The sequence below is a fragment of the Rubrivirga sp. S365 genome, assembly GCF_032248475.1.
In the GTDB taxonomy this organism is placed as follows: Bacteria; Bacteroidota; Rhodothermia; order Rhodothermales; family Rubricoccaceae; genus Rubrivirga; species Rubrivirga litoralis.
In genome coordinates, this window is sequence record NZ_JAVTTN010000001.1 from 482414 (window position 1) to 497288 (window position 14875).

At 73.2% G+C, this 14875-nt stretch carries 14 protein-coding genes; 7 read left to right on the forward strand and 7 right to left on the reverse strand.

Annotated elements, in window-relative coordinates:
* Positions 1-286 precede the first annotated feature (286 nt).
* Together mltG and queF are read right to left on the reverse strand one after the other, a co-directional pair.
* On the reverse strand, positions 287-1354 hold the full coding sequence (gene mltG / locus RQM47_RS02155; RefSeq protein WP_314007202.1) for an endolytic transglycosylase MltG: 1068 nt from the start codon (positions 1352-1354) through the stop codon (positions 287-289).
* A gap of 97 nt (positions 1355-1451) precedes the next feature.
* Positions 1452-1982 (reverse strand): preQ(1) synthase, encoded by a 531-nt coding sequence (gene queF, locus RQM47_RS02160; protein WP_314007204.1) that lies wholly within the window; start codon positions 1980-1982, stop codon positions 1452-1454.
* Positions 1983-2141: 159 nt separating this feature from the next.
* Between queF and queC the strand changes: the two genes are divergently transcribed.
* The 3 genes from queC to RQM47_RS02175 all read left to right on the forward strand — a co-directional run bounded on the left by queC (position 2142) and on the right by RQM47_RS02175 (position 5088).
* On the forward strand, positions 2142-2927 hold the full coding sequence (queC, locus tag RQM47_RS02165; protein ID WP_311664680.1) for a 7-cyano-7-deazaguanine synthase QueC: 786 nt from the start codon (positions 2142-2144) through the stop codon (positions 2925-2927).
* Between the two features lie 3 nt (positions 2928-2930).
* Positions 2931-3803, forward strand: a complete 873-nt coding sequence (locus RQM47_RS02170) for a 7-carboxy-7-deazaguanine synthase QueE (protein ID WP_311664681.1) — start codon at positions 2931-2933, stop codon at positions 3801-3803.
* A 697-nt stretch (positions 3804-4500) separates the two neighbouring features.
* Positions 4501-5088, forward strand: a complete 588-nt coding sequence (locus RQM47_RS02175) for a Uma2 family endonuclease (RefSeq protein WP_311664682.1) — start codon at positions 4501-4503, stop codon at positions 5086-5088.
* A gap of 37 nt (positions 5089-5125) precedes the next feature.
* Here RQM47_RS02175 and thrS read toward each other — a convergent pair whose 3' ends face one another.
* Positions 5126-7201 (reverse strand): threonine--tRNA ligase, encoded by a 2076-nt coding sequence (gene thrS, locus RQM47_RS02180; protein ID WP_311664683.1) that lies wholly within the window; start codon positions 7199-7201, stop codon positions 5126-5128.
* Positions 7202-7477: 276 nt separating this feature from the next.
* Between thrS and RQM47_RS02185 the strand changes: the two genes are divergently transcribed.
* The 4 genes from RQM47_RS02185 to RQM47_RS02200 all read left to right on the forward strand — a co-directional run bounded on the left by RQM47_RS02185 (position 7478) and on the right by RQM47_RS02200 (position 11010).
* Positions 7478-7651: an aminotransferase class V-fold PLP-dependent enzyme gene (locus tag RQM47_RS02185; RefSeq protein ID WP_311664685.1), complete on the forward strand. Its 174-nt coding sequence runs from the start codon at positions 7478-7480 to the stop codon at positions 7649-7651.
* A 37-nt stretch (positions 7652-7688) separates the two neighbouring features.
* A complete protein-coding gene (locus tag RQM47_RS02190) occupies positions 7689-8102 on the forward strand; it encodes a SufE family protein (protein ID WP_311664687.1) in 414 nt (137 codons plus the stop codon).
* A gap of 649 nt (positions 8103-8751) precedes the next feature.
* Positions 8752-9582 carry a hypothetical protein gene (locus RQM47_RS02195; RefSeq protein ID WP_311664689.1) on the forward strand — a complete coding sequence of 277 codons (831 nt, stop codon included), beginning with the start codon at positions 8752-8754 and terminating at the stop codon, positions 9580-9582.
* A gap of 93 nt (positions 9583-9675) precedes the next feature.
* Positions 9676-11010, forward strand: a complete 1335-nt coding sequence (locus RQM47_RS02200; protein ID WP_314007208.1) for an amidohydrolase — start codon at positions 9676-9678, stop codon at positions 11008-11010.
* Between the two features lie 97 nt (positions 11011-11107).
* On the opposite strand, the gene RQM47_RS02205 is transcribed toward RQM47_RS02200, so the two are convergent.
* The 4 genes from RQM47_RS02205 to RQM47_RS02220 all read right to left on the reverse strand — a co-directional run bounded on the left by RQM47_RS02205 (position 11108) and on the right by RQM47_RS02220 (position 14868).
* Positions 11108-11593 carry a methylated-DNA--[protein]-cysteine S-methyltransferase gene (locus tag RQM47_RS02205; RefSeq protein ID WP_314007211.1) on the reverse strand — a complete coding sequence of 162 codons (486 nt, stop codon included), beginning with the start codon at positions 11591-11593 and terminating at the stop codon, positions 11108-11110.
* A gap of 547 nt (positions 11594-12140) precedes the next feature.
* On the reverse strand, positions 12141-12551 hold the full coding sequence (gene atpC, locus RQM47_RS02210; protein WP_311664695.1) for an ATP synthase F1 subunit epsilon: 411 nt from the start codon (positions 12549-12551) through the stop codon (positions 12141-12143).
* Positions 12552-12642: 91 nt separating this feature from the next.
* The gene (gene atpD, locus RQM47_RS02215; protein WP_311664697.1) at positions 12643-14169 is read right to left on the reverse strand and encodes a F0F1 ATP synthase subunit beta; all 1527 of its coding nucleotides are present in this window, start codon (positions 14167-14169) and stop codon (positions 12643-12645) included.
* Positions 14170-14340: 171 nt separating this feature from the next.
* Positions 14341-14868 (reverse strand): DUF1648 domain-containing protein, encoded by a 528-nt coding sequence (locus RQM47_RS02220; RefSeq protein ID WP_311664699.1) that lies wholly within the window; start codon positions 14866-14868, stop codon positions 14341-14343.
* Positions 14869-14875: the final 7 nt, after the last annotated feature.

A 14875-nucleotide genomic window follows, 5' to 3' on the forward strand; every position in this document is an offset into this window, starting at 1 on the left:
CGGTGCAGAGGGCGGGGCGGTCCCGGACGGCGCGGCGCGGACGGCATTGCGTGCAACGCCGCTACGACGGCCGCCCTGCTCGCACGGAGCGAGGGCGGGGCGGCCGCTGCGCACCGGGCGACCGCCGGTCGTCCCTACGACCGCCCCGCCCGCGGCATGGGCGGGGCGGTTGCACCCCGCCTGGGCGCCGCGGCCCGACGGCGTTGCATGCAACGCCGCTACGGCGTCCGCCCCGCCCTCGCGTTCTGCGGGCGGGGTGGCGCATGTTGTTGCCCGCTGCCCGCCGTCAGGGGGCCGTGTCCGCCGCCTCGGCCGCCCTCTTCTGGCGGACCTGCTCGCTCAGCCACTGGCTCCACCGGCGCGCCTTCGCGTTGTGCTCGCTCACGGTCCGGCTAAAGTCATGGCCGCCCGAGCCGTCGGCGACGAAGAAGAGGTAGTCGTGGGCCTCGTTGTCGAGGACCGCGTCGATCGTCCCGTCGGCGGGGTTCGTGATGGGGCCGGGCGGGAGGCCGTCGATCCGGTACGTGTTGTAGTCGCTGGGGTAGGCGTAGTCGCGGAACAGGAGCCGCCGCATCCGGGGCTCCCCGCCCTCCTCCATGAGCGCGAACTGGACCGTGGGGTCGGCCTGGAGCCGCATGCGGCCCGACGACGTCCGCCCGAGCAGGCGGTTCACGTAGACGCCCGCGATCCGGCGGCGCTCCTCGGGCTTGCGCGCCTCCCACTCGACGATGGACGCCAGCGTGACGACCTCGTCGGGCGTCAGCCCCAGGGACTCGGCCTTGGCGCGGCGCTCGGGCGTCCAGAAGCGGTCGTAGCGCTCGTGGATGCGCCGCAGCGCCGTCTCGGCGTCGTCAGTCCAGTACATGTCGAACGTCTCGGCGAGCATCTGCCCGTGGAGGTGCGCGACGTTCGTACCCATCGAGTCCGCAAAGGCGGGGTCGCGGAGGAGGCGCGCGACGGCCGCCGAGTCGGTCCCGAGCTGGTTGCGGAGCACGCGGGCCGTCCGCTCGGGGCGGCTGCCCGGCGGGATCGTGATGCGGATGGGGTCCTGGAGCCCCTTCCTGATCTTGTCGAGCACGGCCCAGTTGGTCATCCCCGGCTCGAGGTAGTAGTGCCCCGTCTTGACCTGCTCGTCCCAGCCGGTCACGTTCCCGAGCGCGGACAGCGACGTCCGCGAGCGGACCGCGCCGACCGACTCCAGCGAGTCGAGCAGCCCCTCGAACGAGGTCCCCTCGGGGACGCGCACGCTGTACGGCTCCTCGGCGGCCGGCGTGTTGGGCAGGAACGCGAGCCACGCCGCGACGCCGGCCCCGACGAGGCCGAGCAGGACGAGGATCAGGAGGACGGTTCTCATGGGGAAGAGTCGAGAAGTACAGGGTACCCGGTACGGGGTACGGTCGGAATCGGAGGTGTACCCGGTACCACGTACCCTGTACCCACCCCCGCCCGGATCACGCGGCGCCGTCGCCGCCGGCCGCCCCGCCCGAGCCCTGCTCGCGGCTGTCGACGGTGCAGACGGTGTGGATGCCGCCGCGGACCGTGTAGTCGGTCGTGACGACGAGGCGGTCGGGGTCGTCGAGCCAGCCCATGAGATCCTCGAACAGGAGCGCCGTGATGTCCTCCTGGGCGGCCCCGATGTGGCGCCAGCTCAGGAGGTAGTACTTGAGGCTCTTGAGCTCGAGGAGCCACGAGCCCGGCACGTACTCGACGCGGACGGTCCCCGAGTCGGGGAGGCCGGAAAACGGGCAGAGCGCCGTGAACTCGCCGGGCTCGGTCGTGTAGACCACGCGCTGCCGCGCCGCGTGCGTGTACGGCATCCGGTGGACCTCGGCTTGGCGCGCGTCCGGCGGCAGGAACAGCGCGACGCGGCCCTCGGGCTCGATCCCGTAGCGGGCCATGTGCGCGAGCGAGGCGCGTGTGTTCTCCAGCGCCTCCTGGTGGAAGGCGTCGAGGCGGTCGGCGGGAGAGTCGGTCGTGGGCATGGGCGGACCCAGGGGCGGGGTGGGGCGCGCAGAGTGGCGCCGGGGCGGTGCGAGGATAGCAACGGCCGCCCCGCCCCCGTTCCGCGCGGGCGCCGCGTTCTTCGCAGAACCTCACGCGCGGGCGGGGCGGACCGCCGCCGCCGGGCCGTTCCTTGGCGCATGTCCACGCCGCCCCGCCCCGCCCCGCCCGCCCAACGCTCCGCCAGCGGGTCGCCCGCCGGCAGGTCGCCCGACGCGGAGCGCTCTGCGCTCGTCCTGTTCTCGGGCGGCCAGGACTCGACGACGTGCCTGTTCTGGGCGCTCTCGCCCGAGGGCGGCGCGTTCGACCGCGTCGAGGCCGTCGCGTTCGACTACGGGCAGAAGCACGCCGTCGAGATCGGGCAGGCCCGGCAAATCGCCGACGCGGCCGGCGTCCCGTTCGCCGTCCAGGACCTGAGCGGCCTGCTGGCCGGCTCGTCGCTGACCGAGCACGACCGCGACTCGAACGACGTTCACGACCTCGCGCCCGACCTCCCGGCGTCGTTCGTGCCCGGCCGGAACGCCTTGTTCCTCACGCTCGCCGCCGCGCGCGGCTTCCTCCGCGGCACGCGCGACCTCGTCGGTGGCATGTGCGAGACCGACTACAGCGGCTACCCCGACTGCCGGGCCGACTTCGTCGAGAGCCAGGCGCAGACGCTCACCCTCGCGCTCGGCCAGCCCGTCCGCATCTGGACGCCGCTCATGCACCTGACGAAGGCCGAGACGTGGAAGCTGGCCCGCGACTTAGGGGAGGTCCGCGGCCTCGACGTGCTCGAAACGGTCCGCGAGCTTAGCCACACCGACTACAACGGCGACCGGACCGAGCGCCACGCGTGGGGCTACGGCCGCCTCGACAACCCGGCGTCCGTCCTGCGCGCGCGCGGCTACGCCGAGGCCGAAGCGAACGGGTGGCTCGGAGAACGCTGAACGATGAACGCTGAAGAACTCCGCCCGCCCCGCCCCGCCCGCGACGTTGCTACGAGGTCCCCTCTCCCCGAGGGCGAGGGCGGGGTGGCACACGGGCGGCCAGACGTGGAGCCCGCCGGCGCCCGCCCCGCCCCGCCCGACGAGCGCGAGGGCGGGGTGGCGGACCGCCTAGTCGACTCGCCGCCGGGCGGGCGGCGCTACGCCGTCAAGGCGCTGTGGCGGACGGTCCAGGGCGAGGGCGTCTGGGCGGGGCGGCCGGCCGTGTTCGTCCGCCTGGCCGGGTGCAACCTGTGGAGCGGCTACGAGGGCGACCGCGAGCGCGACGCGGCCCGCCACGGGAACGCCTGCGCCCTGTGGTGCGACACCGACTTTACGCGCGAGGGCGCCGTCAAGCTCTCGGCGGATGCCCTCGCCGCCGAGGCCGCGCGCGTGGGCGGGGCGGTCCGCTTCTGCGTGCTGACGGGCGGCGAGCCGCTCCTCCAGGCCGACGCCGCCCTCGTGGGCGCGCTCCACGCGGCCGGCTTCACGGTCGCCGTCGAGACGAACGGGACGCAGCGCCTGGCCGACGCCTTCGGCGACGGCGACCGCCCGGACTGGGTCGTGTGCAGCCCAAAGCTCCCCGAGGGCGCGCTGCGCCTGGAGGCGTGCGACGAGCTCAAGCTGGTCGTCCCCGACTACCGCCCCGCCCAGTACGCCGCGTTCGCCGGCCGCGTCCGCGAGCACGGCGCGGGCGCCGCGCGGCGCCGCGCGCTCTGGGTCCAGCCCGAGGACGGCCCGCGGCTGGCGGAGGCGACGCGGCTGGCGCTCGACCTCGTGTTCGAGGACCCGCGGTGGCGCGTCTCGGTCCAGACGCACAAGCACCTCGGCGTGGACTGACCACCCCGCCCGGGCGGGGTGGTCGTAGCCACGCCCGGCTCACGCGCCAGTCGACGAGGGCGAGCACCACGTGACGGTCCTGCTCCACAGCCTGCTCCGGGTTGGAACGCTGAACGCGATCGTAGGCGACGTGGCCGCTCACCTCGGCATGAGCAAATGATGAGCGAATCCGGCGTGTCTCCTGACCACCGTGCGGCAGAACTCGCCGCGGGTTGTAGCTGGGAGTCAAGGGGCCGGCGTCGATCCCGGCCGATCAGGGCGGGGTGGACGTGAGGAGGGGGCGGGGCGGCAGCACACGTCCCGCGCCGGCCCCCGCCCCGCCCTCAGCGCTTGAACGGCCCTCCGGCCGCTGTGCCCTTCGAGAGTCTGGTCACGAGTGAGGACCTCTCCTTGAACCGTCATCCCGAACCACGCAGCAGAGCCTGCCCCGGACGACGATCCGGGGGCGCAGCCACCCCGCCCTGTGATCCAGTACGAGGGCGGGGCGGTCGGCCCCCGGGTTCCCGCCTCCACGGGAAGGACGGCTAGCGGGACTGTCGCGGACACACATTCAGAAGGCGGCCTGCGTCGCACTTCGTTGCATTCATGGCAAACCCAGAGGGCGGACCCAGAGGGCGAGGTGGCGTTCCAGAGTGGGCTCCGGGGTGGGGCGGGCTCCCCGGCGCGTCCTATGTTGCCGTCCCCGTCCCTTGCTCCCATGTCGCCCATCGCCCTGACCGCCCCGCCCCCGCGCGTGACCGAGCCGGTCCGCTACCCCGCCTCGTTCGAGGCGTTCCAGGCGCTCCCCGAGGGGACGCGCGCGCAGTACCTCGACGGCCACGTCCATATGTCCCCCGCCCCGCTCCTCCGCCACCAGGACGTCGTCCAGAACCTCTACCGCGCGCTGTTCGCGTACGCCGCCGAGCACGGCGGGTACGTCGCCGTGGCCCCCATCGACGTGGCGCTCGCGGATGAGCTCGTCGTCCAGCCCGACGTCGTCTACGTCGCGGCCGACCGGCGGGACCGCCTGGCAGAGCGGGGCGTGAACGGAGCGCCGACGCTGGTGGCTGAGGTCCTTTCGCCGTCGACGGCCTATCTCGACCTGTCGCGGAAGCGGCGGGCCTACGAGGAGGCCGGCGTCGAGGAATACTGGCTGCTCGACCCGGGGGAGCAGTCCGTCGAGGTGCTCGTCGCGGGCGACGGAGCCTTCCGCGCGGCCGGCCGCGTCTACGAGCGGGGCGCCGTCGCGTCGGCCGCGCTCGCCGGCTTCGAGGTCGAGGCGGCCGACCTGTTCCTCCGGCCCTGACCGCCCCGCCCGAGCAGGAGCGGGCGGGGCGGGGCGGCTAGGCGCGGCCGAGCCCGCGGGCGATCTCGTCCAGGAACGCGTCGCGGAGCGCGTCGAGCGGCTGCGAGCCCTGGTCGGAGTCGTCGCCCAGCCCGTGGCGGCGGACGCTGACGGTGCCGGCCTCGGCCTCCTTGCGGCCGACGACGAGCATGACCGGCACCTTCTCGACCTCGGCGTCGCGGATCTTGCGGCCCACCTTCTCGCTCCGCGTGTCGGTCTCGACGCGGAACCCCGCCCCGCCCAAGGTCTTGGCGACTTGGCCGGCGTACTCGTTCTGGTCGTCGGTGATCGGGAGCACCTTCACCTGGGTCGGCGCCAGCCACAGCGGGAGGTTGCCGCCCGTGTGCTCCAGGAGCACGCCCACGAACCGCTCCAGCGACCCGAACGGCGCGCGGTGGAGCATGACTGGCCGCACGCGGTCGTCGTGCTCGTCGGTGTAGACGAGGTCGAACCGCTCGGGCAGGTTGTAGTCGACCTGGACGGTCCCCAGCTGCCACTGGCGGCCGAGCGCGTCGCGGACCATGAAGTCGAGCTTGGGGCCGTAGAAGGCGGCCTCGCCCTCGACCTCGACCGTGTCCAGCCCCATCTCGGAGGCCGCCTCGCGGATCGCCTGCTCGGCGGCGTCCCACTGCGCGGCCTCGCCGATGTACTTGGCCGCGTCGGCCGGGTCGCGGAGCGAGATCTGGGCCGTGAAGTCCTGGAAGTCGAGCGCGCGGAGGACGGTCAGCGTGAGGTCGATGGCCGCCTTGAACTCGCCCTTGACCTGGTCGGGCCGGCAGAAGACGTGGGCGTCGTCCTGCGTAAAGCCGCGGACGCGCGTGAGGCCGCCGAGCTCGCCCGACTGCTCGTAGCGGTAGACCGTCCCGAACTCGGCGAGCCGCACCGGCAGGTCGCGGTAGGAGCGCGGCTTGTGGGCGTAGATCTGCGTGTGGTGCGGGCAGTTCATCGGCTTGAGCAGGTAGCCGTCGCGGTCGTCCGCCCCGCCCACGACGGGCGCCGCCTCGTCCGCCCCGCCCCCGTTCAAGATCTCGGCGCCCTCGCTCACCGCCCCGCCCGCGCCCGCCGCCCCGCCCGTCTCGACTCCCGCAGCGGACTGCGGGGCGAACATGGGCGGGAACTGCGAGTCGGCGTAGTACGGGTAGTGGCCGCTCGTGCGGAACAGGTCGAGCCGCCCGATGTGCGGCGTGACGACGGGCTCGTAGCCGCGCCGGACCTGCTCCTCCTTGAGGAAGTCCACGAGCGCCTCGCGGAGCCGGGCGCCCTTGGGGAGCCAGATGGGGAGGCCCGGGCCGACCTTGTCCGAGAACATGAACAGCTCGAGCTCGCGCCCCAGCTTCCGGTGGTCGCGCTGCTTCGCCAGCTCCAGCCGCTCCAGGTGCTCGTCGAGCAGCTTCTGCTTGGGAAAGCTGACGCCGTAGATCCGCGTGAGCTGCGGGCGCGACTCGTCGCCCCGCCAGTAGGCGCCGGCGAGCGAGAGGACCTTGACGGCCTTGATCGGCTTGGTCGACGCGATGTGCGGGCCGCGGCAGAGGTCGGTAAAGGCGCCCTGCGTGTAGAACGTGATGGCGCCGTCGTCGAGGCCCTCTAGCAGCTCCAGCTTGTACGGGTCGCCCTTGTCCTCGAAGTGGGCGACGGCCTCGGCCTTGGAGACGTCGCGGCGCTCGAACCGGCTGTCCTGGCGGGCCAGCTCCTTCATCTTGGCCTCGATGGCCGGGAAGTCGTCCGAGGACAGGACCGGGTGGTCCGTCTCCGACAGGTCCACGTCGTAGTAGAACCCGTTGTCGATCGCCGGCCCGATGCCCAGCCGGACGCCCGGGTAGAGCGCCTCCAGGGCCTCGGCCATCAGGTGCGCCGACGAGTGCCAGAACGCGGCCTGCCCGCCCTCGGACTCCCACGTCAGGATCGAGACCGTCGCGCCGTCCGGCAGCGGGCGGTCCAGGTCGCGGACCTCGCCGTTGACGTCGACGGCGAGCGCGTTGCGCGCCAGGCCCATCGAGATGGACTCGGCGAGGTCGCGGCCGGTCGCGCCGTCGGGGAGCTCTTTCTCGGTGCCGTCGGGGAGCGTGATCTGCATCGGGTGCGAGGGCGGGGCGGTCGGCGTCGGGGGCGCGGAAGCTAACCGGCCGCCCCGCCCCGCCGTTCGCGCGGCGGCCGCAGGCGGGGCGAAGACCGGGCGGAATCGGCCGCCCCGCCCCGCCTGCAGGTGAACCCAGGGGGCGGGGCGGCTCCGCAGGTGGGCGGGCCGGGGCGGCATCGGCCTCGGGGGCACCGTTTGTCGGGATGTCCGAGCTCCGGGCCAGCGCCGTCTCGTTCCTCCTCGACGGCGTCCATCCGTTACGACGCCGGGACCGTGCTCGACCGGCTGGGCGTGGCCGTCCGCACGGGCCACCACTGCGCGCAACCCGTGATGGACCGGTTCGATGTGCCGGGGACGGACCGCGCGTCCTTCGCCTTCTACAACACGCGCGCCGACGTCGACGCGCTCGTGGAGGGGCTCGGGACGGTCCGCACCCTATTCGGCTAGCCGCCCCGCCCTTTGGGTCCGACCTTTGGGTTCGCTCATGACCGAGACCGACCGCCGCCAGCAGGAGATCGTCGATGAGTTCGCGCTCGTTGTCGACTGGATGCTCCGGTCCCAGCAGGTCATCGAGCACGGCGAGCGCGTGCCCCCACTGCCCGACGCCGAGAAGACGGACGACCGGCTCGTCCGCGGGTGCCAGTCGACTGTGTGGCTGCGGACGTGGACCGAGGACGGCGCCTTCCGCGTACGGGCCGATTCGGAGTCCGCCCTCGCCCGCGGGGTCGCGTCCCTCCTCGTCGGCGTGTTCGACGGCGTCGTACCGGCGGAGGCCGCCGCGGCCGACCTCTGGTTCCCGCGCGAGATCGGTCTCACCGAGCACATCTCGTCCAACCGCGCCAACGGCCTCGACACCATGATTCGGGCGATCCGGGCCGCCGCCCGCCCCGCCGCCTAACGGGCGGGTCGGGGCCGCTGGACGCGCCGCGCCCCCGTTCGCACGGAGCCGGGCGCCCGCTCCGGTTCAGGCTACGGCACGCGTGGCAAGCCAAACGTGCCTAACGACTCGCTCCCAACAGGCGTAGCGCAGCGTCGTCAGCTTTCGGATTTAGAACCCCACGTCTCGACGCGCACGAAGCCCTATGCTCCATTTCCACCGTCACCGGGGCAACCGCTGGTATCCCGTCGGCCTGTACGGCCGGGTCTGGGCCATGACCGACCGGCTCCCTCTCCCCACCGGACTCAACGCCGCCGCACGGGCGGGCGTCTACGCGGGCCGGCGGGTCCGCCACGCGATCCGTGGTCCCGTCGCGCCACACGGCCCGTCCGTTTGCGAGGAGGGGGTCCTCCCCCCTCGGCACCCGTTTGCCCCGCTCCCTCTCGAGGCGGCCGCCGCGCGGTTCCGCCACGTCCACGAGGCGAACGAGGCCGTGCGGCGGTCGGACGGCTCGTGGGATCCGGTCCCCCTCGACACGGGCGCCCCGCTCGGGCCTAGCGTAGAGGAGGCGGCTCTACGAGTGCCGGGGTATCTCGGGGCGTACGACGCGTTGGGGGACCCAGTGTACGCCGCGCGTGCGGAGGCGGCAGGGGAGCACCTGGTCCGGCGGATGTTTGCGAACGGGGACCTCCACCTTCGGGGCCACCTCGTCCCTGACCTGCCCTACGCCTTTGCGGGCACAGCCCTCGTCGAACTGTGGCAGCGAGACCCGCCCGGTCGGCGCGACCTCCTCTCCGCCGCCGTGCGGATCGGGGACCGGCTGCTGGCATACCCCATCGCGGGATCGGTCAACCACGCCTGCGCGCCCGTCTGGCTTTTCGCTGCGCTGTACCGCGCGACGGGGGAGCGGCGGTTCCTGTCGGCGATGGTACGGCGCGTGCGGCGGACGGCCCTGGCCTTTCAACTCCCGGACGGGGCGTGGGCCGGTCACGAATCGTGGACGTGGTACCACGGAATCACAACGCGGGCTCTCGTAGACGCCTACGTTGCCCTCCCATTTTTCCCTCAGTGGTACCCCACCAAGGACCGGCTGGCCGCCGCGATTAGCCGGGCACTCAACCGGCTGACCGCCGCTCAGACCGCCGATGGACGTTTCGACCCGGTGCACCCGAGCGCTGGGGCCAAGGAGCGCCGGGAGTTCGACGCCCGCCGCCAGCGGGGCGGGGTCCAGTTCGACGGGCGGTCGTTCCGCCTGGCCCCCGGAGCAGAGCACGTCGAAGGTGGGTATGAGATGGACGCTGTCGTCACGGCGGCCGAGTGGCTCGGCATCGGGGGCGGAGTGGCGCACGGGCTCGCACGCGGGACGTTCTGCGGGGGGCTCCTCCAGCGGCTCGAGTTCGACACGCTCGCGGCGGGCCGGTACCTCGCGCTCCTCCACGCGGAGGCCGCCCCCCGCAGCCGTGACCCGACAGACGACGCCTCACCGGGTTGCGGCGCGTGAGCCCCCTCCGTGTGAGCGGCGGACGGGGTGGGGCGGCCGTACTCTCCGGTCTCACCCCGACCGTTGGGTTCGCCTCTCGCGTCCGCCCCGCCCATGACCAAGCTGCTCGCGGCGCTCGCCGCCCTCGCTCTCCTCCCCGCCCCGGCGCGCGCCCAGGCCGACGGGCCACCCCGCCCCGACCTCGCCGAGCGCGTCGACGCGCTCGTGGCCGATGTCGTGCCGGACGTGGTCGCGTACCGGCGGCACATCCACGAGAACCCCGAGCTCTCGAACCGCGAGACCGAAACGGCCGCCTACGTCGCCGAGCACCTGACCGGGCTGGGAATGGAGGTCCGCACGGGCGTCGCGCGGACCGGCGTCGTGGGCGTGCTGACGGGCGGGAAGCCCGGCCCGACCGTCGCCCTACGAGCCGACATGGACGCGCTGCCCGTGACCGAGCGCGTTGACCTCCCGTTCGCGTCCACCGTGACGACGATCTACAACGGGATGGAGGTCGGCGTGATGCACGCGTGCGGCCACGACGCCCACGTCGGCATCTTGATGGGCGTGGCCGAGGTCCTCGCGGCCGTCCGCGACGAGTTGCCGGGGACGGTCGTGTTCCTGTTCCAGCCGGCCGAGGAGGGCGCGCCGGCGGGCGAGGCCCCGGCCGGCGCCGAGCTCATGGTGGCCGAGGGCGCGCTGAGCGGGGCGGAGGCCGTGTTCGGGCTCCACGTCACGAGCGCCCACGAGGTCGGCCAGCTCAAGACGCGGCCGGGCGGCATGATGGCGAGCGCGGACAACCTCGAAATCGTCGTCCACGGCAAGCAGACGCACGGGGCCTATCCGTGGGGCGGGGTGGATCCGGTCGCGACCTCGGCGCTCGTCGTGACGGGCCTCCAGACGATCGTGAGCCGGCAGATGGACCTCACGAAGGCGCCGGCCGTCGTCACGATCGGGCGGATCGACGGGGGCGTCCGCTCCAACATCATCCCCGACTCCGTGGCGATGATCGGGACGATCCGCGCACTCGACGACGGGATGCGCGCCGAGCTCCACGACCGCATCCGCCGCACGGCGACGGACATCGCGTCGAGCCAGGGCGCGACCGCCACCGTCACGATCGCCGACGAGTACGGCTACCCCGTCACGGCCAACAACGCCGCCCTCCTCGACCGCATGGCGCCGACGCTCCAGCGCGTGGCCGGCGACGGCCTGGACACGGGCGTCGCGCCGGTCCTGGGCGCCGAGGACTTCTCGTACTTCGCCAACGAGGTGCCCGGCCTGTTCCTGTGGCTCGGCGTCCGCACGCCGGGCGCGAGCGACGAGCTGTTCCCGCCCAACCACTCGCCGCTGTTCCGCATCGACGAGGACGCGCTGCCGCTGGGCGTCCGCACCCTGGCGCAGCTCGCCGTCGGCTACCTCGAAGGCGACGAGTCGGCAGGTCGGTGAGCCAAGGTGCCCGCCCCGCCCGCGTGGCGCCAGGGCCGGGGTGGCGCGCTGCTCCTCGGTGTCCACCCCGCCCGACGTGCCGCGAGCGGCGGGGTGGTCAGAACAGGCGGCCCTGCCGGCTCTCCAGGTCCAGGAGCGCCCGCTTCCGCGCCAGCCCGCCCGCGTAGCCGACGAGCGAGCCGTCGGCCCCAACGACGCGGTGGCAGGGGACGACCACGGCGACCGGGTTCTGCCCGTTCGCGGCGCCGACGGCTTGCGCCGCGCCCCGATCGCCGAGGCGGGCGGCGAGCGCGCCGTAGCCGACGGTCTCGCCGTGGGGGACCTCGCGGAGCGCGGCCCACACGCGCTCCTGGAACGGCGTGCCCTCGGGCCGGACGGGGACGGTGAACGGAGCGCGGCTGCCGCCGAAGTACGCCCGCAGCTCGGCCGCGGCGGCGGCGAGCAGGGCGTCCGCCTCGGCGTCGGACGGGGCGGCCGTGGGGGCGCCCTCGTCGGCGTCGAACGCGGCGCCGACGAGGGCGCCGCGGTCCGCCGTTAGGAGGAGCAGCCCGAGCGGGGTGGCGACGGTGAGGGTGCGGCGCATGGGGGAAGCTAGAGCCGGACCGAATGGGCTCCTGCCGTGCCACCGTCGGACGGTGCGAACGGAGAGTGCCTCCCGAACGGCCGCCGAGTCGGCGCGGCGGACCATGCAGTAGGTACAAAAAGAGAGCGCCCGACGGTCAAACCGTCGGACGCTCAGTCGGGGAACTCGCCCTGGAGGGCGGGGCTGGGCGAGCTCGACCCGATTCGGTGGCCGCGTGTGCGACCGAACTCGATGAACCCATGATACCGGCACGCCCCAGAAACAGCAAGCGGACGTCGTGTGAAGACGAGCAGGTGACAGATCACCGCCCCGCCCACGGGGCACGAGCCGAGTCAGGTAGGGACACCATGCATGGTGTCCGCACCAGAGACGGGCACGTCTGCTTTGGGCAGAGGCAGTTACCTACCCACCGGCCGCCCGGATATGGGCGGGGCGGGGCGGCAGGTCGAGAGCGTCCCCGGCTCCACCCCGCCCCTTATACCGGCTCCGGAGGTTGGTGCCTCACCCGAACCACCCCGCCCCCGAATTCCCCTCGCCCGCGCGCCGTTTACACGCCGCCCATCGACGTCCGCAGGCGGTTGCGGGCGCGCTCGAGCTCCGCCTGGAGCGCCTCGCGGTCCTCGGGCGTCTGGGCCGCCGCGAGCCGTTCGGCCGCGCTGTCCTCAGCGGCGCGGGCGCGCTCGACGTCGATCTCGTCGGCGGGCTCCGCCGTCTCGGCGAGCATGATGACGTGGTCGTCCAGGACCTCGACGAACCCGCCCGACGTGGCGAACGTGACGCGCTCGCCGGACGTCGTCGTCACGACGACGGGGCCGACCTGGGTGGCCGCGAGCAGGGGCGCGTGCCCGCGCAGGATCTCGAACGACCCCTCGACGCCGGGCGCGCGGAAGCTGCGGGCCTCGCCGCGGTAGGCGGAGCGGTCGGGGGAGACGATCTCGACGAGCAGGGAGTCGGCCATGACGGGGAGGGATGGGGGATGCGGGATGGAGGGTCGGGGCGGGGCGGGCGTCTCTGCCCATGCCTCCGCCCCTTATCCCTCTGCCATCCCTCTACGCTTCGGCGAGCATCTTCTCGCCGGCCTCGATGACCTCCTCGATGGAGCCCCGGTAGAGGAAGGCGCCTTCGGGGAAATGGTCGAGCTCGCCGTCGAGGATCATCTTGAAGCCGCGGACGGTGTCCTCGACCTTGACGTACTTGCCGGGCGTGCCCGTGAACTGCTCGGCCACGAAGAACGGCTGCGACATGAACCGCTGCACGCGGCGCGCGCGGTTGACGACCTGCTTGTCCTCGTCGGAGAGCTCGTCGAGGCCGAGGATGGCGATGATGTCCTGGAGCTCCTTGTCGCGCTGGAGCAGCTCCTTGGTGTCCTGGGCCACCTTGTAGTGCTCGTCGCCGACGACCTCGGCCGTCAGGATGCGGGAGGTCGAGTCGAGCGGGTCGACGGCGGGGTAGATGCCGAGCGACGCGATCGAGCGCGAGAGCGTGGTCGTGGCGTCGAGGTGGGCGAAGGTCGTCGCCGGGGCGGGGTCCGTGAGGTCGTCCGCCGGGACGTAGACGGCCTGGACCGACGTGATGGCGCCGGCCTTGGTCGAGGTGATCCGCTCCTGCATCTCGCCCATCTCCGTCGCCAGCGTGGGCTGGTAGCCCACGGCCGACGGCATCCGGCCGAGGAGGGCCGAGACCTCGGAGCCGGCCTGCGTAAACCGGAAGATGTTGTCGACGAAGAACAAGACGTCCGTGCCGCCGAGGTCGCGGAAGTACTCGGCGAGCGTGAGGCCCGAGAGGGCCACGCGGGCGCGGGCGCCGGGCGGCTCGTTCATCTGGCCGAACACGAACGTCGCCTGGCTCTCCTTCAGGAGGTCCATGTCGACCTTCGAGAGGTCCCAGCCACCCTCCTCCATCGAGTGCATGAAGTCGTCGCCGTACCGCATGATGCCCGACTCGAGCATCTCGCGCAGGAGGTCGTTCCCCTCGCGCGTCCGCTCGCCGACGCCGGCGAAGACCGAGAACCCCTCGTGGCCCTTGGCGATGTTGTTGATGAGCTCCTGGATGAGCACCGTCTTGCCCACGCCGGCCCCGCCGAAGAGGCCGATCTTGCCGCCGCGGGCGTAGGGCTGGATGAGGTCGATGACCTTGATGCCCGTCTCGAGCACCTCGACCGACGTCGCGAGCTGGTCGTAGCTCGGCGGCTCGGCGTGGATCGAGCGCGTCTCCGCCGTCCGCGGCTGCGGGAGCCCGTCGATGGCCTGGCCGACCACGTTGAACAGGCGCCCGCGGACCTCGACGCCGACGGGCATCGAGATGGGCCGGCCCGTGTTGCGGACGGCCGTGCCGCGCGTGAGCCCGTCGGTCGAGTCCATGGAGATCGTGCGCACGCGGTTCTCGCCGAGGTGCTGCTGGACTTCGAGGACGAGCACGCCGTCTTCGCGGTCGACTTCGAGGGCGTCGTAGATCTCGGGGACCGACTCGGCCGGGAACTCGCAGTCGATGACTGGGCCGATGACCTGGAGGATCTCGCCGGTGGCGGTGGCGGTCGTCGGGGCCGGCGTGCCGACGCGGGGCGGGGAGGTTTCCATCGGGCGGGGAGGGCTTTAGGAGCGGGGCAGGAAGCTACCGAGCCCCCGCCCCGCCCCGGTGAACGGGCCGCCGTACGGCGTCGAAGGTTCGGTGGAAAGGCCGACGGAAGGCGGAAGGCGGAAGGCGGAAGGCGGAAGGCGGAAGGCGGAAAGATGCCCACCCCGACCGCGCTACGGGCGGGGCGGGGCGGCCGCCTGCTGCCGCCGGAGCTCGACCGAGACGCCTCGGAGGCCCCACGCCAGCGCCACGAGCGGGGCGACCACGGCAACCGCCCCGCCCGCCGCCACCCACTCCGCCCCGCTCCCGCCGTGCGCGGCGGCCCAGGTGCCCGCCTGGATCAGCGCGAACGACACCATGCAGGCCGCTCCGACCGCGTAGAGCGCCGCCGCCGACCACGCCAGGACTGGCGCGCGGCGGTCGGGCGGGAGGGCGAGGATGGCGTCTTTCTGGGGCAGGTTGAGTCCTGCGAGGGCGGGGTGGCGGTGCGTCCACACGACCAGCGCGTCGAGGAACGCGGCGAGCGCGAGCGCGATGGCGGGAAGCCCGAACCACGACCCCACCGACCGCCCCGCCCACGCGTCGGGCTGGCCGTCGAGCCCGAAGTGCGTGGGCACGCGCGCCGGCACATCGGGCCAGAGCCACCCCGCCCAGACGGCGAGGCCAACGGCGAGCGCCCACATGACGAGGCGGAACGACATGGGCGGC

What these genes read in the sequence shown, in the direction of transcription:
- atpD (WP_311664697.1), bottom strand. Translation starts at nt 14,169, where the DNA reads ATGGAAACCTCCCCGCCCCGCGTCGGCACGCCGGCCCCGACGACCGCC.
- RQM47_RS02200 (WP_314007208.1), top strand. Translation starts at nt 9,676, where the DNA reads ATGACCAAGCTGCTCGCGGCGCTCGCCGCCCTCGCTCTCCTCCCCGCC.
- mltG (WP_314007202.1), bottom strand. Translation starts at nt 1,354, where the DNA reads ATGAGAACCGTCCTCCTGATCCTCGTCCTGCTCGGCCTCGTCGGGGCC.
- queF (WP_314007204.1), bottom strand. Translation starts at nt 1,982, where the DNA reads ATGCCCACGACCGACTCTCCCGCCGACCGCCTCGACGCCTTCCACCAG.
- RQM47_RS02205 (WP_314007211.1), bottom strand. Translation starts at nt 11,593, where the DNA reads ATGCGCCGCACCCTCACCGTCGCCACCCCGCTCGGGCTGCTCCTCCTA.
- RQM47_RS02195 (WP_311664689.1), top strand. Translation starts at nt 8,752, where the DNA reads ATGTTTGCGAACGGGGACCTCCACCTTCGGGGCCACCTCGTCCCTGAC.
- queC (WP_311664680.1), top strand. Translation starts at nt 2,142, where the DNA reads ATGTCCACGCCGCCCCGCCCCGCCCCGCCCGCCCAACGCTCCGCCAGC.
- RQM47_RS02170 (WP_311664681.1), top strand. Translation starts at nt 2,931, where the DNA reads ATGAACGCTGAAGAACTCCGCCCGCCCCGCCCCGCCCGCGACGTTGCT.
- atpC (WP_311664695.1), bottom strand. Translation starts at nt 12,551, where the DNA reads ATGGCCGACTCCCTGCTCGTCGAGATCGTCTCCCCCGACCGCTCCGCC.
- thrS (WP_311664683.1), bottom strand. Translation starts at nt 7,201, where the DNA reads ATGCAGATCACGCTCCCCGACGGCACCGAGAAAGAGCTCCCCGACGGC.
- RQM47_RS02190 (WP_311664687.1), top strand. Translation starts at nt 7,689, where the DNA reads ATGACCGAGACCGACCGCCGCCAGCAGGAGATCGTCGATGAGTTCGCG.
- RQM47_RS02175 (WP_311664682.1), top strand. Translation starts at nt 4,501, where the DNA reads ATGTCGCCCATCGCCCTGACCGCCCCGCCCCCGCGCGTGACCGAGCCG.
- RQM47_RS02220 (WP_311664699.1), bottom strand. Translation starts at nt 14,868, where the DNA reads ATGTCGTTCCGCCTCGTCATGTGGGCGCTCGCCGTTGGCCTCGCCGTC.